23 protein-coding genes and 1 pseudogene are annotated in these 26,351 nt (G+C 67.2%); 14 read left to right on the top strand and 10 right to left on the bottom strand.

The window, feature by feature from the left end:
* Nucleotides 1-9 precede the first annotated feature (9 nt).
* Together PAM7066_RS13920 and aptA are read left to right on the top strand one after the other, a co-directional pair.
* A complete protein-coding gene (locus PAM7066_RS13920) occupies nucleotides 10-456 on the top strand; it encodes a hypothetical protein (protein ID WP_085854836.1) in 447 nt (148 codons plus the stop codon).
* A gap of 67 nt (nucleotides 457-523) precedes the next feature.
* Nucleotides 524-1,834 carry an omega-aminotransferase AptA gene (gene aptA / locus PAM7066_RS13925; protein WP_085854837.1) on the top strand — a complete coding sequence of 437 codons (1,311 nt, stop codon included), beginning with the start codon at nucleotides 524-526 and terminating at the stop codon, nucleotides 1,832-1,834.
* A 1-nt stretch (nucleotide 1,835) separates the two neighbouring features.
* On the opposite strand, the gene PAM7066_RS13930 is transcribed toward aptA, so the two are convergent.
* Nucleotides 1,836-2,741: a LysR family transcriptional regulator gene (locus tag PAM7066_RS13930; RefSeq protein ID WP_085854838.1), complete on the bottom strand. Its 906-nt coding sequence runs from the start codon at nucleotides 2,739-2,741 to the stop codon at nucleotides 1,836-1,838.
* Between the two features lie 91 nt (nucleotides 2,742-2,832).
* On the opposite strand from PAM7066_RS13930, the gene metF reads away from it, so the two are divergent.
* Nucleotides 2,833-3,690 carry a methylenetetrahydrofolate reductase [NAD(P)H] gene (gene metF, locus PAM7066_RS13935; RefSeq protein WP_085854839.1) on the top strand — a complete coding sequence of 286 codons (858 nt, stop codon included), beginning with the start codon at nucleotides 2,833-2,835 and terminating at the stop codon, nucleotides 3,688-3,690.
* A 137-nt stretch (nucleotides 3,691-3,827) separates the two neighbouring features.
* Here metF and PAM7066_RS13940 read toward each other — a convergent pair whose 3' ends face one another.
* The 4 genes from PAM7066_RS13940 to PAM7066_RS13950 all read right to left on the bottom strand — a co-directional run bounded on the left by PAM7066_RS13940 (nucleotide 3,828) and on the right by PAM7066_RS13950 (nucleotide 7,926).
* On the bottom strand, nucleotides 3,828-5,438 hold the full coding sequence (locus PAM7066_RS13940; protein WP_370738095.1) for a GMC family oxidoreductase: 1,611 nt from the start codon (nucleotides 5,436-5,438) through the stop codon (nucleotides 3,828-3,830).
* Nucleotides 5,338-5,697, bottom strand: a complete 360-nt coding sequence (locus PAM7066_RS19655) for a fumarylacetoacetate hydrolase family protein (RefSeq protein WP_370738094.1) — start codon at nucleotides 5,695-5,697, stop codon at nucleotides 5,338-5,340. Before PAM7066_RS19655 ends, PAM7066_RS13940 begins: the two co-directional genes overlap by 101 nt.
* Nucleotides 5,698-5,761: 64 nt before the next feature.
* The gene (locus tag PAM7066_RS13945) at nucleotides 5,762-6,784 is read right to left on the bottom strand and encodes a TRAP transporter substrate-binding protein (RefSeq protein WP_085854841.1); all 1,023 of its coding nucleotides are present in this window, start codon (nucleotides 6,782-6,784) and stop codon (nucleotides 5,762-5,764) included.
* A gap of 119 nt (nucleotides 6,785-6,903) precedes the next feature.
* Nucleotides 6,904-7,926, bottom strand: a complete 1,023-nt coding sequence (locus tag PAM7066_RS13950) for a C-terminal binding protein (protein WP_217639971.1) — start codon at nucleotides 7,924-7,926, stop codon at nucleotides 6,904-6,906.
* A 189-nt stretch (nucleotides 7,927-8,115) separates the two neighbouring features.
* Here PAM7066_RS13950 and PAM7066_RS13955 point away from each other — a divergent pair, with 189 nt between their 5' ends.
* Entirely contained in the window at nucleotides 8,116-8,814 is a 699-nt protein-coding gene (locus PAM7066_RS13955) for a GntR family transcriptional regulator (protein WP_175484655.1), read from the top strand.
* 3 nt (nucleotides 8,815-8,817) lie between these two features.
* On the opposite strand, the gene trpD is transcribed toward PAM7066_RS13955, so the two are convergent.
* Nucleotides 8,818-9,834 carry an anthranilate phosphoribosyltransferase gene (gene trpD, locus PAM7066_RS13960; protein WP_085854844.1) on the bottom strand — a complete coding sequence of 339 codons (1,017 nt, stop codon included), beginning with the start codon at nucleotides 9,832-9,834 and terminating at the stop codon, nucleotides 8,818-8,820.
* Complete coding sequence (locus PAM7066_RS13965) at nucleotides 9,831-10,412, bottom strand: anthranilate synthase component II (protein ID WP_085854845.1); 582 nt, start codon at nucleotides 10,410-10,412, stop codon at nucleotides 9,831-9,833. Before PAM7066_RS13965 ends, trpD begins: the two co-directional genes overlap by 4 nt.
* 102 nt (nucleotides 10,413-10,514) lie before the next feature.
* Here PAM7066_RS13965 and PAM7066_RS13970 point away from each other — a divergent pair, with 102 nt between their 5' ends.
* Nucleotides 10,515-11,867 carry a divergent polysaccharide deacetylase family protein gene (locus tag PAM7066_RS13970; protein ID WP_139215006.1) on the top strand — a complete coding sequence of 451 codons (1,353 nt, stop codon included), beginning with the start codon at nucleotides 10,515-10,517 and terminating at the stop codon, nucleotides 11,865-11,867.
* Nucleotides 11,864-12,751, top strand: a complete 888-nt coding sequence (gene rarD, locus PAM7066_RS13975) for an EamA family transporter RarD (protein ID WP_085854847.1) — start codon at nucleotides 11,864-11,866, stop codon at nucleotides 12,749-12,751. Before PAM7066_RS13970 ends, rarD begins: the two co-directional genes overlap by 4 nt.
* On the opposite strand, the gene PAM7066_RS13980 is transcribed toward rarD, so the two are convergent.
* Nucleotides 12,711-13,289, bottom strand: coding sequence for an LOG family protein (locus PAM7066_RS13980; RefSeq protein WP_085854848.1), 579 nt, complete (start codon nucleotides 13,287-13,289; stop codon nucleotides 12,711-12,713). The two genes, rarD and PAM7066_RS13980, sit on opposite strands and share 41 nt — an antisense overlap.
* Nucleotides 13,290-13,375: 86 nt before the next feature.
* Between PAM7066_RS13980 and PAM7066_RS13985 the strand changes: the two genes are divergently transcribed.
* The 5 genes from PAM7066_RS13985 (at nucleotide 13,376) to der (ending at nucleotide 20,201) form a co-directional block, all read left to right on the top strand.
* On the top strand, nucleotides 13,376-14,791 hold the full coding sequence (locus tag PAM7066_RS13985; RefSeq protein ID WP_085854849.1) for a LysM peptidoglycan-binding domain-containing protein: 1,416 nt from the start codon (nucleotides 13,376-13,378) through the stop codon (nucleotides 14,789-14,791).
* A 45-nt stretch (nucleotides 14,792-14,836) separates the two neighbouring features.
* Nucleotides 14,837-16,654: an ABCB family ABC transporter ATP-binding protein/permease gene (locus PAM7066_RS13990; protein ID WP_085854850.1), complete on the top strand. Its 1,818-nt coding sequence runs from the start codon at nucleotides 14,837-14,839 to the stop codon at nucleotides 16,652-16,654.
* Nucleotides 16,655-16,746: 92 nt separating this feature from the next.
* On the top strand, nucleotides 16,747-17,406 hold the full coding sequence (locus PAM7066_RS18695; protein ID WP_090929026.1) for a tetratricopeptide repeat protein: 660 nt from the start codon (nucleotides 16,747-16,749) through the stop codon (nucleotides 17,404-17,406).
* Entirely contained in the window at nucleotides 17,403-18,713 is a 1,311-nt protein-coding gene (locus PAM7066_RS14000; RefSeq protein WP_085854851.1) for an outer membrane protein assembly factor BamB family protein, read from the top strand. Before PAM7066_RS18695 ends, PAM7066_RS14000 begins: the two co-directional genes overlap by 4 nt.
* 45 nt (nucleotides 18,714-18,758) lie before the next feature.
* A complete protein-coding gene (der, locus tag PAM7066_RS14005) occupies nucleotides 18,759-20,201 on the top strand; it encodes a ribosome biogenesis GTPase Der (protein WP_085854852.1) in 1,443 nt (480 codons plus the stop codon).
* A gap of 15 nt (nucleotides 20,202-20,216) precedes the next feature.
* Here der and PAM7066_RS19710 read toward each other — a convergent pair.
* Nucleotides 20,217-20,921 (bottom strand): annotated as a pseudogene (locus tag PAM7066_RS19710) (TspO-related membrane protein).
* Nucleotides 20,922-21,065: 144 nt separating this feature from the next.
* On the opposite strand from PAM7066_RS19710, the gene PAM7066_RS14015 reads away from it, so the two are divergent.
* Nucleotides 21,066-21,884: a hypothetical protein gene (locus PAM7066_RS14015; RefSeq protein ID WP_090929029.1), complete on the top strand. Its 819-nt coding sequence runs from the start codon at nucleotides 21,066-21,068 to the stop codon at nucleotides 21,882-21,884.
* A gap of 21 nt (nucleotides 21,885-21,905) precedes the next feature.
* Here PAM7066_RS14015 and serS read toward each other — a convergent pair whose 3' ends face one another.
* Nucleotides 21,906-23,174, bottom strand: coding sequence for a serine--tRNA ligase (serS, locus tag PAM7066_RS14020; RefSeq protein ID WP_085854853.1), 1,269 nt, complete (start codon nucleotides 23,172-23,174; stop codon nucleotides 21,906-21,908).
* 120 nt (nucleotides 23,175-23,294) lie between these two features.
* On the opposite strand from serS, the gene rnd reads away from it, so the two are divergent.
* Nucleotides 23,295-24,452, top strand: coding sequence for a ribonuclease D (rnd, locus tag PAM7066_RS14025; RefSeq protein ID WP_085854896.1), 1,158 nt, complete (start codon nucleotides 23,295-23,297; stop codon nucleotides 24,450-24,452).
* 147 nt (nucleotides 24,453-24,599) lie between these two features.
* Complete coding sequence (gene argS, locus PAM7066_RS14030; RefSeq protein WP_085854854.1) at nucleotides 24,600-26,315, top strand: arginine--tRNA ligase; 1,716 nt, start codon at nucleotides 24,600-24,602, stop codon at nucleotides 26,313-26,315.
* Nucleotides 26,316-26,351 lie beyond the last annotated feature (36 nt).

A 26,351-nucleotide genomic window follows, 5' to 3' on the forward strand; every position in this document is an offset into this window, starting at 1 on the left:
GAGAGCACGATGTCGAAGCCGTTCGTTTGCCCACAGACGTCCGTCGGCACCGCGCCGGTGGGCTGCGTTGCGGACCTTCCGCCGGCCGAGGGCTGGTGGATCCGCGCCTTCCGGCAATGGGGCGGCGAGACGGCAGCCCTGTCCGCGGACATGACCGGCCGGTTCGGCGCCGCCCGAGCCGAGCGAATCCTGTCGCGCTTCGGCGAGTTGATGGAGATCCTCTCGCTCTATGCGCGACGGCCGCTGGCGGTGCAGGGGGCGGGCAGTGCAAGCCTCTGCTCAGACGAGGCGGTCTTCGCGCTTCTGTGCACCACGGCCACCCACGGCGCGCGCGAGGATGCGATGATGATCGCCTGCCTGATGGTCCGTCCCGACGTCGCGCCGATCGCCGTGTCGCTGGCGCAAGGCCTCGGCCTCGAGGTCGAGCGGGGGCTGAGGGCGCGTAAGCTCTCCTGATCGCGCACGCCAGAGATTGACGCCGCCGCGCGCCATCGCCAACCCTGTCGGGGCAAAGGAGTCCCGCATGAACGCCCCCAACGATCTTTCCGCCTTCTGGATGCCCTTCACCGCGAATCGCCAGTTCAAGGCGGCGCCGCGGATGCTGACCAGCGCCGAGGGCATGTTCTATCGCACCGACACGGATCGCGAGGTGCTCGACGCGACCGCCGGGCTGTGGTGCGTGAATGCCGGCCATTGCCGCCCGAAGATCGTCGAAGCCGTGCAGCGCCAGGTGGCCGAACTGGACTATGCGCCTGCCTTCCAGATGGGCCACCCCAAGGCGTTCGAGCTGGCGAGCCGTCTGGCCGCCATCGCGCCCGAAGGGCTGGACCACGTTTTCTACACGAACTCCGGGTCTGAAGCCGTTGAAACTGCTCTGAAGATTGCTCTGGCCTATCACAAGGCGAAGGGGCAGGGCGGCCGGACCCGCCTGATCGGCCGCGAGCGTGGCTATCACGGCGTGAACTTCGGCGGCATCTCGGTCGGCGGGATCGTCAACAACCGCCGCGTCTTCGGCCCGCTGGTGCCGGGCGTCGATCACCTGCCGCATACGCATCTGCCCCAGAACGCCTGGACCCGTGGCCAGCCCGAGCATGGCGCCGACCTGGCCGACGACCTCGAACGGCTGGTCGCGCTGCACGGGGCGGAGACCATCGCCGCGGTCATCGTCGAGCCCGTCGCAGGCTCGACCGGCGTGCTGCTGCCGCCCAAGGGCTACCTCGAGCGCCTGCGCGAGATCACGCGCAAGCACGGCATCCTGCTGATCTTCGACGAGGTCATCACCGGGTTCGGCCGCGTTGGCGCGCCTTTCGCCGCCGACCGCTTCGGCGTCACGCCCGACATGATCACCTGCGCCAAGGGCCTGACGAACGGCACGATTCCCATGGGTGCCGTCATCGCCTCGTCCGAGATCCACGACGCCTTCATGAACGGCCCCGATCACCTGATCGAGCTGTTCCACGGCTACACCTATTCGGGCACGCCGGTCGCCTGCGCCGCCGGGCTCGCAACGCTCGACACCTACCGCGACGAGGGGCTGTTCGAGCGCACGCAGGAGCTCGAGGATCGCTGGGCCGACATGCTCCACGGCTTGCGCGACTGTCGCAACGTGATCGACGTACGCAACATCGGCCTGATCGGCGCGATCGAGCTTCAGCCGATGGAGGGTCAGCCCACCAAGCGTGCGTTCCAGGCTTTCCTCGATGCGTTCGAAAAGGGGCTGATGATCCGCACCACGGGCGACATCATCGCGATGTCGCCGCCGCTCATCATCGAGCAGGAGCATATCGACCGCATCGGCGAGACCCTGCGCGGTGTGCTGAAAGCGCTCGACTGAGCTAGCGACGCATCATCTTCAACGGCACGGTCCGCGCGAGCCGCGTGAAATGCGCCATGAACGGCCGGTCCGATTCGTCGGACCGGACTGCGGCATACAACCTGCGGGTCAGGCCCGTCTTCGTCAGGGGCCGGGTGACATAGTCCGACTGCAGCTTGACGTCGCGCACGACCCAGTCGGGCAACACGGCAACGCCCCGCTGGCTGGCCACGAGTATCAGGATCATTGCCGTCAGTTCGACCTGCCGGATCGCCTTCGGCGTGACGCCGGCGGGAATGAGAAGCTCGGTGAACGCGTCCAGCCGCTCGGGCGGAACGGGATAGGTGATGAGGGTTTCTTCGGCAAAATCCTCGGCCGTGACATATTCCTTGGCTGCCAATGGGTGCCCCGACGCGGCGATGAAGACGGGTTCGTAGTCGAAGAGCGGCAGGAAGCTGATGCCCGGCAGCTCTTCGGGGTCGGACGAGATGACAAGATCAACCGTCTCGCGCTGCAGCGCGGGCAGGGCGTCGAAGGCGAGGCCGGGGCGGATATCGACATCCACGTCGGGCCAGGCGCGGCGGAACTGCTCGAGCACAGGGAACAGCCATTCGAAGCAGGCGTGACACTCGATAGCGATATGCAGCCGCCCCGAGCTGCCGGCGACGAGTCCCGCGAACTCGGCCTCGAGCGCTGCCACTTCGGGCAGGATCCGCTCGGCCGCGCGCAAGAGGCGCATCCCCGCGGAGGACAGCTTCAACGGTTTGGATCGCCGCAGGAACAGCTCGACCCCGGCCTGGTCTTCCAGGTTCTTCACTTGGTGGGACAGCGCCGATTGCGTGATGTTCAACCTGTCGGCCGCGCGCGCCAGACCGCCTTCGTCATGGATCGCCTTGATCGTCCGCAGGTGGCGGAACTCGATATGCATATGCTGTCGAACTCATGATGGTCTTCAACTTTATGAGTTTGTCTCACGAAGGACGGCATGGGACAAGGCGTCAAACAAGAGGGTCAGTCCGATGTGCCGCGTCAGCTACGAATTCTTCCCGCCAAAATCCCTCGAGGCCTCGTTCCGCCTGAGGGACACGCTCAACGTGCTTGCCCCCACGGCGCCGGACTTCGTGTCGGTGACCTACGGGGCAGGGGGCACCACCCGCCAGCTCACCCATGAGGCGGTGACGACGATCGCCAAGACGACGGGCCTGCGCGTTGCGGCGCACCTGACCTGCGTCGATGCCTCCAAGGCGCAGACGCTCGAGATCGCGGAAAGCTATGCCGAGGCCGGCATCACCGACATCGTCGCGCTGCGCGGCGACATGCCGGGCGGCGCCGCCTTCGTGCCCCATGGCGAGGGCTTCTGCTCGTCCATCGAACTGATCGAGGCGTTGGCCGAGACCGGCAAGTTCACCATCCGTGTCGGAGCCTACCCCGACCGCCACCCCGAGGCGCCCTCGGACCAGGCGGATGTGGACTTCCTCAAGCGCAAGATCGACGCGGGTGCGACCGAAGCGATCACGCAGTTCTTCTTCGAGGCCGAAACGTTCCTGCGCTTCCGCGACCGCTGCGCCGCCGCGGGGATCGACGCGCCGATCGTGCCCGGCATCCTGCCGATCGAGAACTGGAAGGGCGTGCGCAAATTCGCCACCGCCACCGGCACTGTCATCCCGGCCTGGCTGGACCAAGCCTTCGCAGTCGCGGCGCGCGACGACCACACGGACCTGCTCGCGACCGCCATCTGCACCGAGATCTGCTCGGATCTTCTGAGCGAAGGCGTCGACAAGCTGCACTTCTACACCCTGAACAAGCCGACCCTGACCCGCGACGTGATCCACGCCCTTGGCCTCGCGCCGGAGCCCGGGCTCGAAAAGGTCGCCTGACGGTCAGCGCATCGCGAGGCAACGATCGGGCCTCGCCTTCAGCTTCATCCTGCCGGGAACGCTTTTTTGGGGTCTCCGCCCGACGGCATTCGGGCGGGTGCCTTCAGAAGAATCGTCGCTCCCGCGATGGCGCACCTCTACCGGCTCGCGAGGATCATGTCCGAGGCCTTCTCGGCAATCATCGTGACCGGCGCGTGGGTGTTTCCCGAAACGATGGTCGGCATGATGGAAGCATCCGCTACCCTGAGGCCCGTCAGACCATGGACGCGGAGATCCGGGGCCACGACTGCCATCCGGTCCTGTCCCATCCGCGCGGTGCCGACGGGATGGAATATCGTGGTGCCGACCCGCCCCGCCGCTTCCACGAGTTCGGCGTCGCTTTCAAGCTGCGGTCCCGGCAGCACCTCGTCGGGCCGGTAGGTCCGCATCACATCCGCCTGCATGAGTCGGCGGGCGGTGCGCAGGCTTTCGACCGCGACGATGCGGTCGCCTTCGGTCGACAGGTAGCGCGGGCGGATCTCGGGCGCGCTTGCCAGATCGCCATCGCGCAGGTGCACGCTGCCCCGGCTTTCCGGGCGCAAGTTGCAGACCGAAACCGTCATGCCGGGATAGGTGTGCAGAGGCGAGCCGAAGCTGTCGAGCGACAGTGGCTGGACGTGGAACTCGATGTTCGCGCTCTCTTCGCGCTGGGACGAGCGGCAGAAGATCCCCAGCTGGCTCGGCGCCATCGACATCGGCCCAGAGCGGCGGACGAGATATTCGAGCGCGATCACGGCCTTGCCGAACGAGGTCGCAACGCGGTCGTTCAGCGTCCTGGCGCCTGTGATCCTCCACACGGTCCGAAGCTGCAGGTGATCCTGCAGGTTCTCCCCGACGCCCGGCAGCGAATGGTGCGTCTCGATCCCGTGCTTCGGCAGCAGATCGGGATTGCCGATGCCGGACAGTTCTAGGATCTGCGGCGTTCCGATGGCCCCTGCGGACAGCACCACCTCGCGCCCCGCCCGCGCATGGTTGGGCTTTCCACGCACAACGTAATCCACGCCCGTCACACGCGAGCCGTCGAGGACGAGTCGTTCGACCTGCGCACCGGTCTCGATCCGCAGGTTCGGCCGCTTGCGCACAGGGTCGAGGAAGGCTTTCCGTGCGTTCCACCGCAGCCCGCGCCGCTGTGTCACCGGAAAGTATCCGACGCCCTCGTTGTCGCCGTCGTTGAAATCGTCGGTGCGGGCGATGCCCATCTCTTCGGCGGCATCCGCCACGTGGTCGAGGATCGGCCAGCTCAGTCGCTGCTGCTCGACTCGCAACTCGCCGCCCTTGCCGTGGAAGGCGTCGGCCGCGCCCCAGTGATGCTCGGACTTGCGGAAGTAGGGCAGGATGTCGTCCCAGCCCCAGCCGGCATTGCCCATCTGCCGCCATTGGTCGTAGTCTCGCGCCTGGCCGCGCATGTAGATCATGCCGTTGATCGACGAGCACCCGCCCAGCAGCTTGCCGCGAGGATAGTTCAGAGCCCGCCCGCCGAGCCCCTCTTCTGCCTCGGTCCGAAAGCACCAGTCCATCGACGGATTGCCCATGGCATAGAGATAGCCCATCGGCACATGCACCCAGAAGCGGTTGTCGCTTCCGCCGGCCTCGAGCAACAGGACCCGGTTAGCGGGATCCGCGCTCAGCCGGTTCGCCAGCACGCACCCGGCCGAGCCTGCCCCGATGACGATGTAGTCGTAGACCCCGGTATCGGCGCGGTCCGTCACCCTGCCGCTCTTCGTACGCATTTCTGCTCCTGAACTCCCAGCCTGTCGATTTCGAGGCCCATGACCTCACCTTCCCGAAGGAAGACCTGCGGCCGCAACCCGGCCCGACGCCAGGGGGCGTCCCGTTGGTGACGACATCGCCGGGCTCGAGCGTCATGAAGGTGCTCAAGTAGCTCACAAGGTAGGGAAGCCCCGCCCGAGGCAGGGGCCGTGTCCGCGAGGCCACCGCTTCGCGGGCCGTGTTGTCGCGTTGTGCCATTGCTCTCCGTCCGGGTGAGTGCGGTGAGCGTCGGGCGGACTGCCAGGCTGCCCGCCCTGAAGGCTCAGTCGAGCATGCCTTGCTCTTGCAGGTAGGTCGTCAGGGTGTCGTATACCTTCTGGGCGTTTTCCGACTGACCGGCGACGTTCTCCCACTGTTCCATGGCGATGGTGCGGAACCGCGCGCGGTCCTCGCTGGACCAGTTGTGCACCGTGATGTCGGGGTTCGCCTTGGCCTCGGCGACGGCCTCGAGATCCTTGATCGACAGTTGCGCCACCATGTCCGTGGCGAGGTCGCGCACCGACACGGTCATGATCTCCTGCAGATCCTCGGGCAGCTTGTTCCACTCGTCGAGGTTCATGGAAACTTCGACCAGCGGCATCGAGTGGAAACCCGGGTAGACCGGGTGGTTTCCGGCCTCGTGCAATCCCGCCGCCTGGTTCGTCGAGAACACGGTGGAGTCGGCGGCGTCGATGACACCCTTGTCGAGCGCCGTGAACACCTCGGCATAGGGCAGGTTCACCGGAACGGCGCCCGCGGCGGCGAAGACCTGCTGGATCAGGCCTTCCGGCGCGCGCACCTTCAGGCCCTTCAGATCATCGACGCCCTCCAGCGGCTCTCTGGAGACGAAGCCTTCAAGACCGGTCGTCGTCGCCCCAACGAAACGCAGGTTGTAGGGCTCTTCGAGCTCCTGCATCAGTTCGTTTCCACCGCCGTAGCGCATGAAGCGGAACATCTCTTCCGGCGACGACCATGCGCCGATCGGGTTCGCGACCAGACCAAAGGCCGGGTCCTTGCCCGAGAAGTAGCTGACATCCGTGACGTGCCCGTCGAGGATTCCGGCCCCCACGGCGTCCTGGGTCTCGTTGTATTCAACCACGGCGCCCACCGGCAGAAGATCGATCTGGATGCGGCCGCCGCTCATCACGCCGACGCGGTTGGCCCACGCGTCCTGGATCTCGAAATTTGGATTTCCCGCAGGATCGACGGACTGGAACGTGAAGGAATGCTCCTGTGCGTGGACAGGCAGTCCCGTTGCGGCCGTCAGGACTCCGGCGGCAATCATCGTGCTGATCTTGTTAGCCATTTTTGCTCCTCCCATGGATACTCTGGCATGCATGGTCGATTGGAAGCGATGCCCGCCCGACCTCTCCCGCAACCCTCCTTCGCTGCGAGAGCCTCCTCCCTCTTTTCCGGCAGCGACCGCTATTCGGCCGCCGCCATCGGTGTGCTCCCAGGATTGTTGACGAGATTGCGAATCCGCCCCTCGGTCAGGCACAGCATTGCCGTCTCGACGGCGAGCCGCCGCGCGTCGGCGACGCTTTCGGGGCTCGACCATGCCGCGTGCGGCGACAGCAGAAGGCGCTCGCCCGTCAACGGGTCGCCCCGCCCGGCATAGGCGATCGAGATCGGGTCGTCCTCGGCCGGCGGCTCGGTGGGCAGCACGTCCAGCCCGGCGCCCGCGATCACGTTCTTCCGCAACGCCTCGAGCAGGGCCGGCACGTCCACGATCGCCCCCCGCGCCGTGTTGACCAGGATCGCTTCGGGCTTCATCCATCCCAGAGTTTCGGAATTGATCATGCCGCGCGTCTCGTCCGTCAAAGGACAATGCAGGCTGACGACGTCGCTGACCGCGAGCAGTTCGCGCAGGCTTTCGACCCGCCGAACGCCGACTGCGATCTCGGTCCCGCGCGAGACGTGCGGATCGTAGCAGACGACGTCGAGGCCGAACGCCTTCGCCCGCAGCGCCGTGGCGGTCCCGATACGCCCCAGCCCGACGATCCCCAGCGTCCGTCCCCGCAACCGGCCCATCAGCGGTGCGCGCGCGTGATCGAAACCGTCCTGGGGCGAGGCCATGAGTTCGCGGTGATACGAGGTGAGGCCCCGCTTGAAGTTGAGCATCATCGCGATGGCATGGTCCGCGACTTCGCTGGTGCCATAGTCGGGCGTGTTGCACACCGGAATGCCTCTCGCGGCGGCCGCGTCGAGATCGATGTGATCGAACCCGACGCCTGCGCGAACGATGATCCGGCAGCGGTCCAGCCGTGCGATAACGTCCGAGTCGATGGGCATTTCGTGCCAGACCACCAGCGCATCGGCGCGGCTCCAGTCGTCCGCGGGAATCACTTCGGGCTGCCGCTCGCGGTGGATGATCCAGTCGGCACCGGGACCCGCCGTCTCGCGCTCGATCGCGGCGTCGTCCGGATATTGCGCGTCTGGGGTCAACAAGTGAAACCGGAACATATGATCTGCATCCCTCCGCAAAAATTACATACTAGAATTCTAGCACATGCAAAACTTGTCAAGTCCATTAAATGGACCCGGTCGCCGGGTGACGTTACATCGGCCACGACCCTACGAGCGCATCATGTCCCGGATGTCGGTGGCGCCCCATGCTCGAGAGCCGGAGAAACTGAAGTGTCGCTGAGCAGAGAAGCGTTCATCCGTATCCAGGAAGCCATCGTCTCGGGTGCGCTGGACTTTGGCGAGCGCCTCTCGGAGATGCAGATCGCCGAAGCCTTGGGGATGAGCAAGGCGCCCGTCAGGACGGCCTTCTTCAAGTTGCGGGACATCCGCCTCGTCACCATCGTGCCCCAGGCAGGGACCTACGTCTTCTCGCCCACCCGCGAGGATGTGCTCGAGATGAGCACCTTTCGCGCCGTGCTCGAAACAGCGGGAATGCGACTCGCGATGCAGGATTCCGGTCAAGCCGTCGTGGACGCGCTCGAGGAAACCATCGACCGGATGGACAAGGCGATGACCGGCGGCAACTGGAATCAGTACGAAGCTGCCGACATGGACTTCCACCACGTGTTCGTCGGTGCGTCCGGCAACAGCTTTCTGCCGCAGGCCTACGATCTGACGGCATCCGCCATCAAGGCCCTGCGCGTGCGCCTGCAGGAGGGCGAGGGCGACTACCGCGAACAGTCCTTCGGCGAGCACAAGCAGATCCTGGGCCACCTGAGGGCGCGCGATCTGGATCAAGCGGCCCGCGTGCTCGAGGACCACATCATGGTGATCAACGACTCGCGGCTGCAACTGCCTGCGAAGGGGGCGACCCGCTCCAAGGCGCGCACGCGCACGCTGGACGAGTACAAGCAGCTGTTCAGGGGGTGAACCTCAGGCGAGCGGAGAGACCCTGGCCAAGCCCTCGACCTTCGCCTTCGCCGCCCCGCTGTCGACGCTCTCGGCCGCCATCGCGGCGCCCTCCGTCAGGGACTCCACGCGCCCCGCGACCACCAGCCCGGCCGCCGCGTTCAGAAGAACCGCATCGCGGTAGGCGGAGGGCTCACCGGCGAGCAGGGCCCGGAACGCGCGGCCATTCGCCTCGGGCGTGCCGCCGACGATCTGCTCGAACGGGTGCTGCGGCAGGCCGGCATCCTCGGGTGCGACCTCGCACATCGTGACCTCTCCGTTCTCCAGCACCGCAACGGTGGACGGCCCCGAGATTGCCAGCTCGTCCGTCCCGTCCGAGCCGTGGACGAGCCAGGCACGCTCGCTTCCCAGGCGGCCCAGGGTTTCGGCCATGGGTGCAAGGATGCTCGCGGAATACGCCCCGCTCAGCTGGTACTTCACCCCGGCCGGGTTCGTCAGCGGCCCGAGGATGTTGAAGATCGTGCGGGTCCCGAGCTCGATCCGCGTGGGCATCACGGCCTTCATGGCCGGGTGGTGCATGGGGGCCATCATGAAGCCGATGCCGACCTCGGCCAGCGCACGCTCGACCACCTCGGGGCCGACCATGACGTCGATCCCCTGCTGGGCGATCACGTCGGCCGCCCCGGACTTTGAGGACAGGTTGCGGTTCCCGTGCTTGGCCACCGGCACGCCGGCGCCGGCGATCACGAAGGCCGCGGCGGTCGAGATGTTCAGCGTGCTCTTGCCGTCGCCGCCGGTGCCGACGATATCCATCGCCCCCTCGGGAGCGCGGACCTTTCGCGCCCGGGCGCGCATCGCGGCGGCGGCGGCCGCGAATTCCGAGACGGCCTCGCCGCGGACCCGCAGGGCCATCAGCAGCCCGCCGATCTGGCTGGGCGTGGCCTCGCCGGCGAAAATCAGGTCGAAGGCGGTCCGGGCCTCGTCTTCGGTCAGCGGCCGGTCGACCGCCGCTTCGATGAGCGGCTTCAGCGCATCGCTCATGCCGGCACGAGCCCGGTTTCGAGGAAGGTCCGCAGAATCGCGTGGCCATGCTCGGACCGGATCGACTCGGGGTGGAACTGCACGCCGTGGATCGGCAGGGTCCGGTGCGCGAGGCCCATGATCGTCCCGTCCTCGAGCGCAGCCGTCACGGTCAGCTCGTCGGGCAGGCTATCCCGCTCGACCACCAGCGAGTGATACCTCGTCGCCGACAGGGGCGAGGGGAGGCCCGCGAACACGCTTTCACCCTCGTGATGCATGATCCCAGCCTTGCCATGGACGATTTCGCTGTGACGCACGACCTTGCCGCCGAAGGCCTGCCCGATGGCCTGATGCCCGAGGCAGACACCCAGTAGCGGCACGCCCGCTTCGGCGGCCGCCTGCACGAGCGGCAGGCAGATGCCGGCGCGGTCCGGATCGCAGGGGCCGGGTGACAGCAGGATATGGTCGGGCTTCAGCGCCATGGCCTCGGTGACGCTGAGCGCGTCGTTGCGGTGAACCTGGACCTCGGCTCCCAGCTCGCCCACGTAGTGGACGAGGTTCCAGGTGAAGCTGTCGTAGTTGTCGATCAACAGAAGCACGCTGGTTCTCCTTGTCCAAGGGCGGGGCTGGCGGGCCCGGGGCCGAGAGGTATAGATGGGGAAAAGCGCAGGCAAGCGTCAAGCGGGCGAAAGGAATTCCGGGTGAAGGGTCTCCTCGGAGGAATTTGTGCGGGTGTCGTGGTCGGTGTGATCGGCCTGGCCGTCGGGCTGTCGCTGGCCCCCGTCCGGGACCATCAGGCGATCGGGGGCAGGGACCGCCCCGCCGCCGTGGGGCCGGAGACGCAGTCGATCTTCGCCGACGAGCCCGGGACGGCTCCCGTTGCTCGGGATGATGCGCGCGTCGGCCTTTCGCCGGCCGACGACCCGTCGGGGGATATTCCCGCGGCGACGACGCCCGGACAAACTGTGCGGCAGGAGTCGGATGTGCGCGTACCTGAGGCGGCCGTGGCGCCCCCCTCGGAGGGTGCGGAGCCCGCCGCGCCTGCCGCCACGGTTTCGACAGTGGTGGTGAACGCGGCAGAACTAGGGCCGGATGCAGAGGCACGGGTGGAGCCAGCCGAGGCGGAGCCGGCGACGACAGAGACACCCACGGTCGACCCCGCCGCCGAAGTCGTGCCGCCTGCCGCGCAGATCCTCGCGCCGCGAGCGCCGAATTTTGTCCCCGCACAGACGGACGGTCCGGGCTTGACGCGGGACCCGGCCGAGGGGCCCCCGCGAGACGGTCTCGAGGCGCAACCCGCAGCGCTTGTGGTCCCGGAAGCCGGCTTCGCGCCGCCTGACTTCGACGGTGGTTTGCCATCCCGGCCCGAACGACTGCCGCAGGACGTCGATGAAGCGGCAACGGCGGACGACCGGCCGGCACTGGTGCGCAACGCCATCGCCGAGCCGCCCTCGTGGTACGTTCCTCTCATGGCGATCGTCGTGGTGGACCGCGCCGGCACCGACCCGATCGAGGGCGTGCCGCTCAGCGTGGCGATCGCCGCCGATGCGGCGGATGCTGAGGCCCGCGCGGAGGCATGGCGCGCGGCGGGCGCCGAGATCGTCGCGATACCGGGCCCGCCCACGGGCGCGGCGGGCACCGGGCCGCTCGCGATGTTCGACGCGCTGCCGCGGGCGGCCACCGTTATGGCCCAAAGCGAGAGGGGCTTCGCCGGCGGGTCGATCGCGGCGGACGAGATCGCAGCGGTCCTCGCGGAAACCGGACACGGCCTGATCCTGCGCAGCGGAACATCCACCTCCGTCATCGAGGCCGCCGAAAGAGCCGGCGTTCCCGCGGTCGAGATCTTCCGCCGGGTCGATGGAAGCGGCCGCGACGGGCGCGCGGTCGGACGGTTCCTCGACCAGGCCGCCTTCGAGGCGCGCAATCGGGGCGCGGTCGTGGTGATCGCCGACAACTCTCCCGAGACGGCCGAGGGGCTCGAGCGTTTCCTCGGGAGCTCGCGGGCGGACAGCGTGGCGCTGGTTCCCGTCTCGGCCATCCTGCGCGCGCAATGAGGACCTCGCTGACCGGCATCCTCGCCATGGCTGGGGCCTGCACGATCTGGGGCCTGTCGGCGATCTACTACAAGCTTCTCGCCCATGTCCCACCGGCCGAGGTGCTGGCGCACCGGACGATCTGGTCGGCACTGTTCTTCGCCGTGATCCTTGCCGGACGGGGGCGCCTTTCGACCGTTGCGCATCTGGTGCGGGGTCCGCGTGTGGCCGCCCTCGTCGCGTTTGCCTCGATCATGATCGGGGCGAACTGGTTCGTCTTCATCTTCGCAGTGCAGGCTGGCCGGGTGGTCGAGACCAGCCTCGGCTACTTCATCTTCCCGCTGGTCTCGGTCGCGCTCGGCGCGGCGATCTTCCGCGAAAGGCCGTCGCGGGCCCAGGGCATCGCGATCGCCTTGGCCGCCGCCGGTGTGGCCACGTTGATCCTGGGGCTTGGCGCGGCGCCCTGGCTGTCCTTCGTCCTGGCAGTCACCTTCGGCTTCTACGGCGTCGCGAAAAAGGCGATCGAGGCGAACGCAATGGCCAGCGTCACCGCCGAGGTGGTCCTGCTGATGCCCCTGGCCATCGGCTGGCTGGTCTGGGCCACGCCCGGCTGGGGCGCGTTCACCGGCTGGGACGCGCTGCTCCTGGCCGCGTCGGGGCCCTTGACCGCGCTGCCGCTGATCCTGTTTACGATGGCCTCGCGGCGGCTGTCGCTGTCGACGGTCGGCGTCATCGGATACCTGAACCCGACGCTTCAGTTCCTGTGCGCCACGCTCCTGTTCGGCGAGCGGTTCACGATGTGGCACGCGGCGGCCTTCGGGGCGATCTGGACGGCGCTCGCAATCTATTCCGGCGAGACGTTCGTCAGGCGGCGGCGGCTTCGAGCCGTGCCGCCAGTGACGTGATCGCGGCTTCGGCGTCGGGCACGGTCTCGATGAAATCAAGCAGGCTCGCGGCGGCGAAGCCCTTGGCGACGACGTCGTCCAGAAGTCTGTGCAGCGGGTCCCAGTAACCCGCCACGTTCACCAGCACGATCGGCTTGTCGTGCAGCCCAAGCTGGCGCCAGGTGAGCGCTTCGAAGAACTCGTCCAGGGATCCCGCTCCGCCGGGCAGCATCACCACGGCGTCCGCGTTCATCAGCATCACCTTCTTACGCTCGTGCATCGTCTCGGTGACGATGAAGCGGGACAGGTCGCGCTTGCCGACCTCGAGGTCCAGAAGATGTCGCGGGATGACGCCGAAAGTGTCCGCGCCGGCGGCCTGTGCGGATCGCGCGACTCGGCCCATCAGCCCCACGTCGCCCGCGCCGTAGACCAGGCGCCAACCCCGGGCGGCGATTCCCGCGCCGAGCGCGTCGGCCGCTGCGCAGAACCGGGCGTCATTCCCGTCACGGGATCCGCAATAGACGCAAATCGATGCGGTCGGTGTGGTTTCGAGGGGCATGGACTCGCCTTCTCCGTTCTTTTTTCGCAATGCTTTGGAACGAATGTGGCGCCCCCGCAAGGGCGCGCGGGACAAGGAGGGGCGAGATGACCCGGTTGCTCGGCATGGTCTTCGGTTGCGTGATCGCCGCCGGTCTGCTGGTGCTGGGTCTGCGCTTCGCACCCGGCGTCGAGGTGGTGTCCGACGGTGCAGGGGAGGACGTCGCGGCCGTGGTGGTTCCCGAGCCGGCGGTGGTCGTTCCCGCAGAGGACGATGCGGACGGCCCAGAGGTCGATGTCCTCCGGGTCGAGCGGGACGGCGCGATGCTGGTCTCGGGCCGTGCCACGCCCGGGGCGCAGGTCGAGGTCCTGCTGGGCGAGCAGATGGCGGGAACGGTCTCCGTCGACGTGCAGGGAAACTTCGTCGCGTTCCTGGACCTGCCCGAAAGCGAGGCACCTCAGTCCCTCAACCTGCGTGAACGTGACGGCGGCGAGGCGAGACCGGGCAAGCAGAGCTTCGTCATCGAGCCGCGCCGCCCCGCGCCTCCGGGTCCCGCGCCCGAGGCTGCGCGCATCGCTGCTGCCCCGGCCAAGCGCGACCTGCGCGCGGTGGCGGTCGAGGATCGGGCAGCCGCCCGGATGCGCGCCGACGTGGCCGCCGAAGACCCCGAAGAGATGCGCGCAGGGGCAGCAGCGACGCTCGTGACGCCCGAGACGAGCGCGCCCGTGACGCCGCTATCTGTGCCGGATCGGGACATGCCAGTCACGCCGCGGGCCGACGCTTCGGGCCCGCGGGACGTGCCGGTCGCAACCGATCGGCCGGACGCGCCGCGGATCGCCAGTCTGTCCTCGGGCCCAGCTGCGTACGACGCTCCCCCGGTCACGCCCGAGGTTCAGGACGTGATGGCCCAGGGCTCTCGCGTGCCCGTCGTGCCTCGGCAGGAGACTTTCGCGGCGCGCCTGACCACGCCCCCCGTGACGGAACCGCCGTCGCGACCCGAGGCGCCGCGGGTCCTGCAGGTCGAGAACGGCGGCCTGAGCGTGGTGCAGGACGGTGCGCCGCGACCCGCGCTCAGCATCGACACGATCCGCTATGCGCCCGATGGAACCGTCGTTCTGGGCGGCCGCGCGCCCGAGGCGGCCTCGGTGCGCGTGTATCTCGACAATCGTCCGCTCGACGCCGTGCGGAGCGAGGCGGACGGCCAGTGGCGCCTCGACATGCCCGCCCTCGCAGAGCGCACCTACACCCTGCGCGTCGATCAGCTGGACGCCACGGGCGAAGTGACCGCGCGGGCCGAGACTCCGTTCCGCCCGGAATCGGCCGCGTCCCTGGACGCGCTGCAGGGCATGGTCGAGGATGGCGTGCGACGCGTCACTGTGCAGCCTGGCTTCACCCTATGGGCCATCGCCGAGAGCAATTACGGCGACGGAATGTCCTTCGTCAGGGTGTTCGAGGCGAACGCCGACAAGATCGGCAACCCCGACCTGATCTATCCGGGCCAGATCTTCGCGGTGCCCGACTGACGCGTGCGCTGGTCAAAGCGGGGCAGGGTGGCTAAGCCGTCGCCCATGCCTCCCGGATCATCAGATACTCCGCAGACGGACGGCGAGGCGCGCGGCCTCGGTATCGTCGCGCGCGTGCTGCCATACCTGTGGCCCGAGGATGCGCCGGCCCTGCGCGTGCGCGTGGTCCTGTCCATGACGGCGCTGATCGTGGCGAAGCTCGTCGCGGTGACGGTCCCGGTCTTCTACAAGGCGGCGGTGGACATGCTGTCGGGCGAAGGCGACGCCGCGTGGGCGCTGGGGGCAGGGGCCATCGCACTGACCATCGCCTACGGCGTGGCGCGGGTGATGAACACCGGGTTTCAGCAGTTGCGCGACGTTCTCTTCGCCGCGGTGGGGCAGCGGGCGCTGCGGACGCTCGCGCTCGAGACGTTCGAGCATATCCACCGGCTGTCCCTGCGCTACCACATCCAGCGGCGCACCGGCTCGCTGCAACGGATCATGGAGCGCGGCGTGAAGGGCGTCGAGTTCCTGCTGCGATTCCTGCTGTTCTCGATCGGGCCGCTGGTGCTCGAGCTGGCGATGGTGGGGGTCATCCTCGCCGTGGTGTTCGACTGGCGCTACCTGGCCGTGGTGATGGTGACGATGGTGGCCTACGTGGCCTTCACCTTCGCCGTGACCGAATGGCGGGTGCGCATCCGGCGCGAGATGATCCGGCAGGACAACGATGCCGCGCAGAAATCCATGGATGCGCTGCTGAACTTCGAGACGGTCAAGTATTTCGGTGCCGAGCGTCGCGAGGCCGACCGCTACGACAGCGCCATGGCCGGCTATGTGGGCGCGGCGCTGCGGACGTCCTATTCGCTGGCGGCGCTCAATTTCGGGCAGGCGCTGATCATTGGCGCGGGGCTTGTCTCAGTCATGGCCATGGCTGCGGCGGGCGTCTCGGCAGGGCGGTTGACCACGGGCGATTTCGTCATGGTGAACGCCTACATGATCCAGATCACCGTCCCGCTGGGGTTCCTCGGGACCGTCTACCGCGAGATCCGACAGTCGCTCGTCGACATGGGGCAGATGTTCGCGCTGCTGGAACAGCCCGCCGAGGTAAAGGACGCGCCCGACGCCAAGGCGCTGAAGGTCCGGGGCGGCGAGATCGTCTTCGACGAGGTCTCGTTCAGCTATGGTGAGGACCGCCGCATCCTCGACGGCCTGTCCTTCACGATCCCGCCGGGGCGGACGCTGGCGCTTGTCGGGGCGTCGGGCGGAGGCAAGTCGACGGTGGGCCGGTTGCTCTTCCGGTTCTACGATGTCGGCGGCGGGGCGATCCGCATCGACGAGCAGGATCTGCGGGGGGTGACGCAGGAAAGTCTGCACGGCGCGATCGGGGTCGTGCCGCAGGACACGGTGCTGTTCAACGACACGATCCGCTACAACATCGCCTACGGCCGCCCCGACGCGACCGAGGCCGACATCGAAGCCGCCGCACGGGCCGCCTCGATCCACGACTTCGTCGCGAGCCTGCCGGATGGCTACGAGACGCAGGTGGGCGAGCGGGGGCTAAAGCTGTCCGGCGGCGAGAAGCAGCGCGTGGGCATCGCGCGCACGCTGCTGAAGGACCCGCCGATCCTGCTGCTGGACGAGGCGACGTCGGCGCTGGATACCGAGACCGAGATGGGCATCCAGAACGAACTCCGCGCAATGGGTCGGGGGCGGACGGTGCTGGTGATCGCGCACCGGCTTTCGACGGTGGTGGATGCGGACGAGATCGCGGTGCTGGATGCCGGCCGGATTGTGGAGCGTGGCTCGCACATGGCGCTGTTGGCACAGGGCGGGCGTTATGCGCAGCTCTGGCATCGTCAGGCGACCGAGGAAGAGGTCGCCTGACGCTGTTCGAGGATCAAATCCTCGTTTCGCACCTGTGGCCATTCGCATGAGGGCGCGCTATGACGCGGCGGACAGCGCGAAAGAGGTCCAGGGTGAGCAATAACGACAGTTTCATCGACGAGGTCTCGGACGAGGTCCGCCGCGACCGGCTGTACGCCATGCTGCGCCGCTACGGCTGGATCGCGATTCTCGCGGTCGTGCTGCTGGTGGGCGCCGCGGCCTGGGTCGAATGGCGCCGCAGCGCCGAGCAGGCCGAGGCGCGGGCCTTCGGGGACGCGATCGTCGCCGCGCTCGACGCCGAGACGCCCGAGGCGCGGCGCGAGGCTCTGCTGGCCATCGACGCCGAAGGCACGCAGCAGGCGCTGCTGGCGATGCTGGCGGCCGATACGCTCGAAACCGACGAGGCCGAGGCGCAGACGCTCGAACTGCTGACCGAGATCAGCGGCGACGGCACCATTCCGCCGCTCTATCGGGAGCTCGCGACGCTCAAGGCGGCGATGCTGTTGCAGGATCGCGCCGACCCGCAGGAGGTCATCGATATGATCGAGCCCCTGACGATTCCCGGCGCGCCTTACCGCCTTCTGGCCCTTGAGCAGCGGGCCATCGCCGAGATGCGGGCGGGCGAGACCTCGGACGCGATCGAGACGCTGCGCGGGATCCTCGAGGACGGTGCCGCCACGCGAGACTTGCAAGCCCGGGCCCGGCAGTTGATTGTCGCGCTCGGCGGGTCGCTCGAGACGGCCGAGGGATGAGGGAATATCGTATGACGCGGATCGGGCTGACACTCGGCGTGGCGCTTCTTGTGCTCCAGGGCTGCGGTGATCGCGAGGAGATACTTCTCGGCGAGCGCCTGGACCTGCGCGAGGGCGAGGGCGCCGTCGAGGTGGATCGTGCCGTGCCCCTGTCGCTGCCTGCCGCCGTCGCGACCACCGAATGGACGCACAAGGCCTACGCGGCCGATCACGACATCCCCCACGTCGCGCTCGCCCCGACCCCGAGCCTGCGCTTCGCCGCGTCGATCGGCGCGGCCGAGGATCGCCGCCACCGGATCGTCGCCGATCCGGTCGTGGGCGGCGGGCGCATCTTCACCGTGGACAGCCGTGCGCGCGTGATGGCCCATGCCCTGGCGGGCGAGCCCCTGTGGTCCGCCAGCCTCGTCCCCGCCGGTGAGCCCGAGGGCGGCGCCACCGGAACCGGCCTCGCCGTGTCGGATGGCACGCTCTACGTCTCGACGGGCTATGGCGAGCTTCTGGCGCTCGACGCGACCTCCGGGCAGCGCCGCTGGGTTCAGGACCTCGGGGCGGCCGCCTCGGGCGCTCCGACTGTCAGCGGTGGTACCGTCTATGTCGTTGGCCGCAATGCGACCGGCTGGGCAATCGATGCCGCGACTGGCCGAGTTCAATGGACCGAGACGGGCACACCTTCGACGACCGGCGTGTCGGGCGGGGCTGCACCTGCCGTGTCGGACGGATTGGTGGTCTTCCCCTACGCCAGCCGCGAGTTGCGCGGAGTTCTTTCTGGGGGCACCAGCCGCTGGACCACCACCGTCGCCGGCTCGCGGGTTGGCAAGGTGTATGCGGGCATCTCCGACATCTCGGGCGACCCGGTGATCGACGGCGACACGATCTACGCGGGCTCCCCTTCGGGCCGGATCAACGCCTTTTCTCTGGTTTCCGGACAGCGCCTGTGGACGGCCGAGGACGGTGCGATGTCGCCGGTGGTCGTCGCCGGCGGATCGGTCTTCGCGGTAAGCGACCAGAACGAGCTGATCCGCCTCGACGCCTCGACGGGACAGCGCATCTGGGGCACGGCCCTGCCGCTGTTCGAGCGCAACATCATCGGCCGCCGCAAGGCTGTGTTCAACCATTATGGGCCCGTCCTGGCCGGTGGGCGTCTCTGGGTCGCATCGTCGGACTCGCGCCTGCGAGCATTCGACCCGACGAGCGGGACCCAGGTGGCCGAGGTCGCCATGCCGAGCGGCGCGACCTCCAACCCGGTCGTCGCTGGCCAGACGCTCTATGTCGTGAGCGAGGATGGCCAGCTTCTGGCCTTCCGCTGAGCCGTCCGGTAAAGGGCGGCCTCTGATCCAACGGAGCGCGCGCCCATGAGCTTCACTCTCGCCATTGTCGGACGCCCGAACGTGGGCAAATCCACCTTGTTCAACCGGCTCGTCGGCCGCCGCCTTGCGCTGGTCGACGACCAGCCCGGCGTCACCCGCGACCTGCGCGAGGGCGAGGCCAAGATCGCCGATCTTCGCTTCACCGTAATTGACACGGCGGGCCTCGAGGATGCAACCGACGACTCTCTTCAGGGGCGGATGCGGCGCCTGACCGAGCGCGCGGTCGAGATGGCGGACGCGTGCCTCTTCGTCATCGACGCGCGTGTGGGAGTGACGGCGGTCGACGAGATCTTCGCCGAGATTCTGCGCCGGAAGTCCGCGACCGTCATCCTGGCAGCCAACAAATGCGAGGGGCGCGCGGCCGAGGCCGGGCTGCTCGAGGCCTACGCGCTTGGCTTGGGCGAGCCGGTGCGCCTGTCGGCCGAGCATGGCGAGGGGATGATGGACCTCTACACGCTGCTGAAGCCGATGGTCACCGACGCCGAGGAGCGGGTGACCGAGACGGCACCCGAGACGGATGTGGATGTCGACGAGGACGATCCCGATGCCGGCCCCCGCGTGCCGACCTGGGAGAAGCCGTTGCAGGTGGCCGTCGTGGGGCGGCCGAACGCCGGTAAATCCACTCTGGTCAACAAGTTGCTGGGCGAAGAGAGGCTGCTGACCGGGCCCGAGGCTGGGATCACCCGGGATGCGATCTCGGTCCGGCTGGACTGGGACGGGTTGCCGGTTCGGATCTTCGACACGGCGGGGATGCGCAAGAAGGCGAAGGTCCAGGAGAAGCTTGAAAAGCTTAGCGTTTCCGATGGGTTGCGGGCCGTCAAGTTTGCCGAGGTGGTGGTGGTTCTGCTTGATGCCGCCATACCGTTCGAGCAGCAGGATCTGCGGATTGCCGACCTGGCCGAGCGTGAGGGTCGGGCGGTCGTGATCGCGGTCAACAAGTGGGACGCCGAGGCGGACAAGAACGAGAAGATTCAAATGCTTCGCGAGGAGTGTGAACGTCTTCTGCCGCAGCTTCGGGGGGTGCCGTTGGTCACGGTTTCGGCCAAGACGGGGCGGGGGCTGGATCGGCTAAGGGATGCGATCCTTGGGGCGCATGACGTGTGGAACCGGCGCGTAACAACTTCCAAGTTGAATCAATGGCTTGGCGCGATGATCGAGGCGCACCCGCCCCCTGCGCCCGGTGGGCGGCGGATCAAGTTGCGGTACATGACTCAGGCGAAGACCCGGCCGCCGGGGTTCGTGGTCATGTGCTCGAATCCCAAAGAAATGTCAGAGGCTTACAGCCGATACCTCGTAAACGGGTTGAGGGTGGATTTCGACATGCCGGGGACTCCGATCCGGCTTTGGATGCGGTCGCAGAGCGATCAGAACCCGTTCAAGGGGCGGACGAAATCGACGCCCTCGCGGCTTCGCAAGCATTTGAAATAGGGTGTCGGAGTTTCGTCAGATCTCTGTGCGAGATCTGTAGGAGAAGTGTAGGACCCCTGCGACCGCAAGGACGCCCGCCGCGGCAACGGCTGCGAGGGCGGTGAGGGTCGTCAAATCGCCCCAGTTGCGGATTGCGACGCCGATGAAGGCCCAGGCGAGGGCGGCGGCGTAGGCGAGGCTTGGGCGGGCGCGCAGGGTCGCGAGACCCACGGCGAGGGCGAGGGCCAGTGCGACGAGGGCGGCGGTGGTGCCGCCGATCAGGCCGTAGCCGGCGGCGAGGAGGCCGAGGCTGACAGCGCTCGCCGCCGTGAGCCAGCCGGCATAGAGGCCGAGCGGGGTGGACAGTGCCCACGGGTCGGACGGGCCTGCGCGGCGCAGGGCGACGAGGGCGCCCGCCAGCATGATCAGGATCAGGAATGTCGCTCAGAGGGGCGAGGCCTTGGCGACGGGGATCCAGATGGCCCCGACGGCGAGGCTGAGTGCGAGGGGGGCGCGGGTTCGGGCCCAGTCGGGGTCATCGCCGCGGCGCAGGCCGATGAGGCCGTGGGCGATCAGCGCCAGATAGATCAGCCCCCAGATCGAGAAGGCGTAGCCTTCGGGGGTGACGGGCGGGTCCTGTTGCGGGACGGGGAAGGCGTTCGGGTCGAACCCGCCGAAGCTGCCGGTCAGCAGCGGTGACGCGGCGAAGGCGAGGGCGAGGAGGGGGATGAGGTATCGCATGGAGTGCGATGTGGGGCGGTTTGGGGGGAGGGGTAGGGTGAGACGGGCTAACAAGATGTGCGGCGAAATGGTTAGCGCCGGTTGCCTGCTGACTGTAATTGGATTTATTTGACATATAGTGTGGCAGGGCGAGGGGAGAGGCGTATGTCAAAGAAATTCGATAAATTTACCGCTGAGCTAGATGATCTGATAAAACAGGGTGACAGCCTCCATATGGCGATCCAATACGACTGCTTGCCAGATGAATTTCGCGAGAAGGCATGTGAGAATCTTGGCGAGCAAGGGGCGGAGACTTTTATAAAAGGCCTTCCCGACTTCAAGGAGGAATATCAAGCTTGGTATTCAGAAGCGCAAGCGGTCATCAAGCAGGTCTTCCCGGAAAGACTGTCCGACTTTCGAAATTATTTTGAATTTCCGCGGGTGCGAAAGGATATTACGTTCCAAAACTATATGATCAAGGATTACTTGCAGGGGCTTAGTATAACCAGGGGTTCCGCTTGGGAAAAGCAGGTCATAGCGGATGGCTCTGCTGCCATTCCTGAGTTCAGACAGCAATTATCTATTGTCAAAGCTGCTCGAGAAAAGCTGACGAGTTCTTTGTTGAACTTAAAGCTGATATTGCAGGCACATCTTTTTGATTCCGAAATTTCAGGCGCACGTTCTCTTGCAAAAAACGGTTTCCTTCGAGCTGCGGGGGCGATCTGCGGCGTGATTATCGAAAAACACTTGCATCAAACGCTGGAGAGCCACTCGGTATCTTCTCGAAAGAAGCATCCGGGTATCTCTGATCTCAATCAAGTGCTGAAAGACAATGATGTCATCGACGTTCCGCAATGGCGCTTCATTCAGCACTTGGCCGATATTCGTAACTTGTGTGACCACGCGAAGGGACGAGAGCCCAAAGCTGAGGAAATCGACGACCTACTTTCGGGCGTGGAGAAGGTGCTCAAAACGGTCTTCTAATTCTTTGGTCTCGCGAGTGGCCTACGAAGTTGCCAGCACTTCCACGCCCCCCATATACCCCCGCAGCACCTCCGGCACGACGACGGAACCGTCGGGCTGCTGGCCGTTCTCCATCACCGCGATCAGGGCGCGGCCGACGGCTACTCCGCTGCCGTTCAGGGTGTGGACGAATTGGGGTTTGCCTCCGTCCGAGGGCTTGAAGCGGGCGTTCATGCGGCGGGCCTGGAAGTCCCAGCAGTTCGAGACCGAGCTGATCTCGCGGTAGCGGTTCTGGCCCGGCAGCCAGACCTCGATGTCGAAGGTGCGGCGGGCGCCGAAGCCGGTGTCGCCGGTGCACAGCTTGATCGTGCGGTAGGGCAGGCCCAGCGCCTCGAGGATGCCCTCGGCGCAGGCAAGCATCCGGAGTTGCTCGTCGTCGGAGGTGTCGGGGTGGGTGATCGAGACCATCTCGACCTTCTCGAACTGGTGCTGGCGGAGCATGCCGGCGGTGTCCTTGCCGGCGCTTCCGGCCTCGGACCGGAAGCACAGGGTGTGGGCGGTGAAGCGTTTCGGCAGGTCGGATTCGGAGAGGGTCTCGCCCGCGACGATGTTGGTCAGGGGCACCTCGGAGGTAGGGATCAGCCACCAGCCGTTGGTGGTCTGGTAGCTGTCCTCGGCGAATTTCGGAAGCTGGCCGGTGCCGCGCATCGCCTCGTCCTTGACGAGGACGGGGGGGATGACCTCGGTCAGGCCGTTCTGGTCGACATGGGTGTCGAGCATGAACTGCGCCAGCGCCCTGTGGAGGCGGGCGATCTGGCCGCGGATGAGGGCAAAGCGCGAGCCGGAGAGGCGGGCGGCGGTCTCGAAGTCGATGTCGGCGGTGAGGTCGTAGTGTTCCTTGGCGTTCGCGATGGGGGTGGGGTCGCCGTGGCGCTTGATCTCGACGTTGTCATCCTCGGAGGTGCCTTCGGGGACGTCGGGGGCCATGGTGTTGGGCAGGGTCATGAGCTGGGCGATCAGCTCGGCGTCCTTTTCGCGGGCGGCCTGTTCCTGGTCGGCGACCTCGGCCTTCTTCTGGGCGACCTCGGCGCGGAGGCGTTCGAAGGCGGCGTCGTCGCCGCTGGCCTTGGCCTGGCCGACCTGCTTGGAGGCCGCGTTCTGCTGGGCCTTGGCGGTCTCGGACGCGTGGATGGCGGCGCGGCGGGCCTCGTCCAGGGCGAGAAGGGGGGCGGAGGCGTTCGAGATCCCGCGCAGGGCCATGGCGGCGTCGAAGGCCTCGGGATTGTCGCGGATCGTGCGGATGTCGTGCATGGGGCCCCTCGTGTGCTTTGGGTCGGGTATGGCGCAGATGCGGGCGGGGGTGAAGAGGGCGGTCTTTTCTTCCGGGGGCGCGGGGCCTATCAGGGCCGGGTCAGCCTTGCGGAGGTCCGTTTGATCACGATTACCGACACCCCGTCCCTTGCGGCGTATTGCGATGCCGCACGCGGCGCTCCTTACGTCACCGTCGATACCGAGTTCCTGCGCGAGCGGACCTATTATTCGAAGCTGTGCCTGATCCAGCTTGCGATCCCGGGCGAGGGGGATGACGGGGCCGTGCTGGTCGATCCGCTGGCGGGGGACCTGTCGCTGGAGCCGCTCTACGCGCTGTTCCGGGACGAGAGCGTGGTGAAGGTGTTCCACGCCGCGCGGCAGGACCTGGAGATCTTCTGGCACGACGGCAACGTGATTCCGGCTCCGCTGTTCGACACGCAGGTGGCGGCGATGGTCTGCGGGTTCGGTGAGCAGGTGGGCTACGAGACGCTGGTGCGCAAGATCGCCAAGGCGCAGATCGACAAGTCCTCGCGCTTCACCGACTGGTCGCGGCGGCCGCTGACCGAGGCGCAGAAGGTCTATGCGCTGGCCGACGTGACGCATCTGCGCGACGTCTACGAATACCTGGCGGCCGAGCTGGAAAAGACCGGGCGCACGGCGTGGGTCGAGGAAGAGCTGGGCGTGCTGATGGACCCGGCGACCTACGTGGTGCACCCCGAGGACGCGTGGAAGCGGGTCAAGACGCGCACCAACACGGGCAAGTTCCTGGCGATCGTGAAGGAGCTCGCCGCCTTCCGCGAGGGATATGCTCAGGCGCGCAACGTGCCGCGCAGCCGGGTGTACAAGGACGATGCGCTGGTCGAGCTGGCCTCGACGAAGCCGCAATCCGAGAAGGACCTCGGCAACTCGCGGCTGCTGCTGCGCGAGGCCCGCAAGGGCGAGATCGCGGAAGGAATCCTCATGGCCGTGAAGCGGGGGCTCGAGGCCGATCCCAAGACCCATCCCGAGACGGATCGCGGGCGGGACCAGCTACAGGTGAACCCCGCACTGGCCGATCTGCTGCGCGTGCTTCTGAAGGCGAAGTCCGAGAGTGCGGGCGTCGCGCAGAAGCTGATCGCGACCTCGGCCGAGCTGGACCAGATCGCCGCCGGCGAGCGCGACGTCCCGGCGCTGAACGGATGGCGCAACGTGGTCTTCGGGCGCGACGCGCTCCGGCTGATCGACGGCGAGGTCGGGCTTCGGGCCGATGGCCGCGACGTCGTCGTCTTCGAGATCTGACGGCGCGCCACGCCGCCCCTTCATCCTGCCGGAAATACTCCGGGGTCCGGGGCAGAGCCCCGGCCGTATCCCGGTTGGGCGTGTCGGACTGCGTTGACGCCCCACGGGGGCGGGTTTAGACCGCGCACGTTCACCCTGGAGGCCCCCATGAACCTTTTCGCCGATATGCGCGCCAACGTCATCTCTGCCTTGGACGAGATGGTCCGCGCGGGCGATCTGCCCGAGGGGCTGTCCTTCGACAACGTGACGGTCGAACCTCCGCGCGATGCGGCGCATGGGGACATGGCGACCAACGCCGCGATGGTGCTGGCCAAGCCCGCCGGCGCCAAGCCGCGCGACATCGCCGAGAAGCTCTCGGCCCGGCTGGGGGCGCTGGACAGCGTCGAGAGCGCCAGCGTCGCGGGGCCGGGGTTCCTGAACCTGCGGCTGTCGGGCGCGCTGTGGTCCGACGTGGTGCTTCGTGCGCAAGAGGTCGGCTTCGGGACGTCCAAGCTGGGCGAGGGCAGCCGGGTGAACGTCGAATACGTCTCGGCCAATCCCACGGGCCCCCTGCATGTGGGGCACACGCGAGGTGCGGTGTTCGGTGACGCGCTATGCAACCTGCTGGCCTTCGCGGGCTTCGACGTGACGCGGGAATACTACATCAACGACGGCGGCGCGCAGGTCGATGTCCTCGCGCGCTCGGTCTACCTGCGGTACCTCGAGGCGCACGGGCAGGAGGTCGAGTTCGCGGACGGCACCTATCCGGGCGACTACCTCGTCGCCGTGGGCGAGGCGCTGAAGGGCGAGGTGGGCGACGCCTATGTCGACGAGCCCGAGGAGGTCTGGCTCGAAGAGGTGCGGGCCTTCGCGACCAAGGCGATGATGGCGCTGATCGAGGCGGATCTGGCGTCGCTTGGCGTGAAGATGGACAGCTTCTTCAGCGAGAAGTCACTCTATGGCACAGGCCGGATCGAGGATGCGCTGAAGGCGCTGGATTCCCGGGGCCTGATCTACAAGGGCACGCTCGAACCGCCCAAGGGCAAGCTGCCCGAGGATTGGGAGCCGCGCGAGCAGACGCTGTTCAAGTCCACCGATCATGGCGACGATGTCGACCGCCCGGTGATGAAATCGGACGGCGCCTGGACCTATTTCGCGCCCGACATCGCCTATCACTGGGACAAGATCGGGCGTGGCTACGACCAGTTGATCGACGTCTTCGGCGCCGACCACGGCGGCTATGTCAAGCGGATGAAGGCCGCGGTTTCCGCGCTGTCGGACGGGCGGGTGCCGCTGGACGTCAAGCTGTGCCAGTTGGTGAAGCTTTACGAGAACGGGCAGCCCTTCAAGATGTCGAAGCGGGCGGGCACCTTCGTGACCCTGCGGGACGTGGTCGATCGGGTCGGGCCGGACGTGGTGCGGTTCCTGATGCTGACGCGCAAGAACGATGCCCCGCTGGATTTCGATTTCGCCAAGGCGGTCGAGGAAAGCCGCGAGAACCCGGTGTGGTACGTGCAGTACACCCACGCCCGGATCCGGTCGGTGATGCGCAAGGCCGACGCCATGGGCGCTGTCCCCGGCGCGCCGCGCCTGACCGACCCGGCCGAGATCGCCGTGGCGCAGAAGCTGGCCGAATGGCCGCGCCTCGTGGAGATTGCGGCGACAGGGCACGAGCCCCACCGAATCGCTTTTTACCTGGGCGAGCTGGCGCAGGTATTCAACTCGCTCTGGAACAAGGGGGATGACGATCACTCCCTGCGGTTCCTGCAGGATAGTGACCCTGAGGTGACAGCGGGCAAGATTTCTCTGCCGCTGGCCGTTTCCGTTGTGATTGCGGCCGGCCTTGGTATTCTAGGCGTGACGCCCGTCGAAGAGATGCGCTGACAACGCGCACGTTGCGGGCGACCGAGGCAGAAAAAG

Source organism: Palleronia marisminoris, assembly GCF_900172315.1.
GTDB lineage: Bacteria > Pseudomonadota > Alphaproteobacteria > Rhodobacterales > Rhodobacteraceae > Palleronia > Palleronia marisminoris.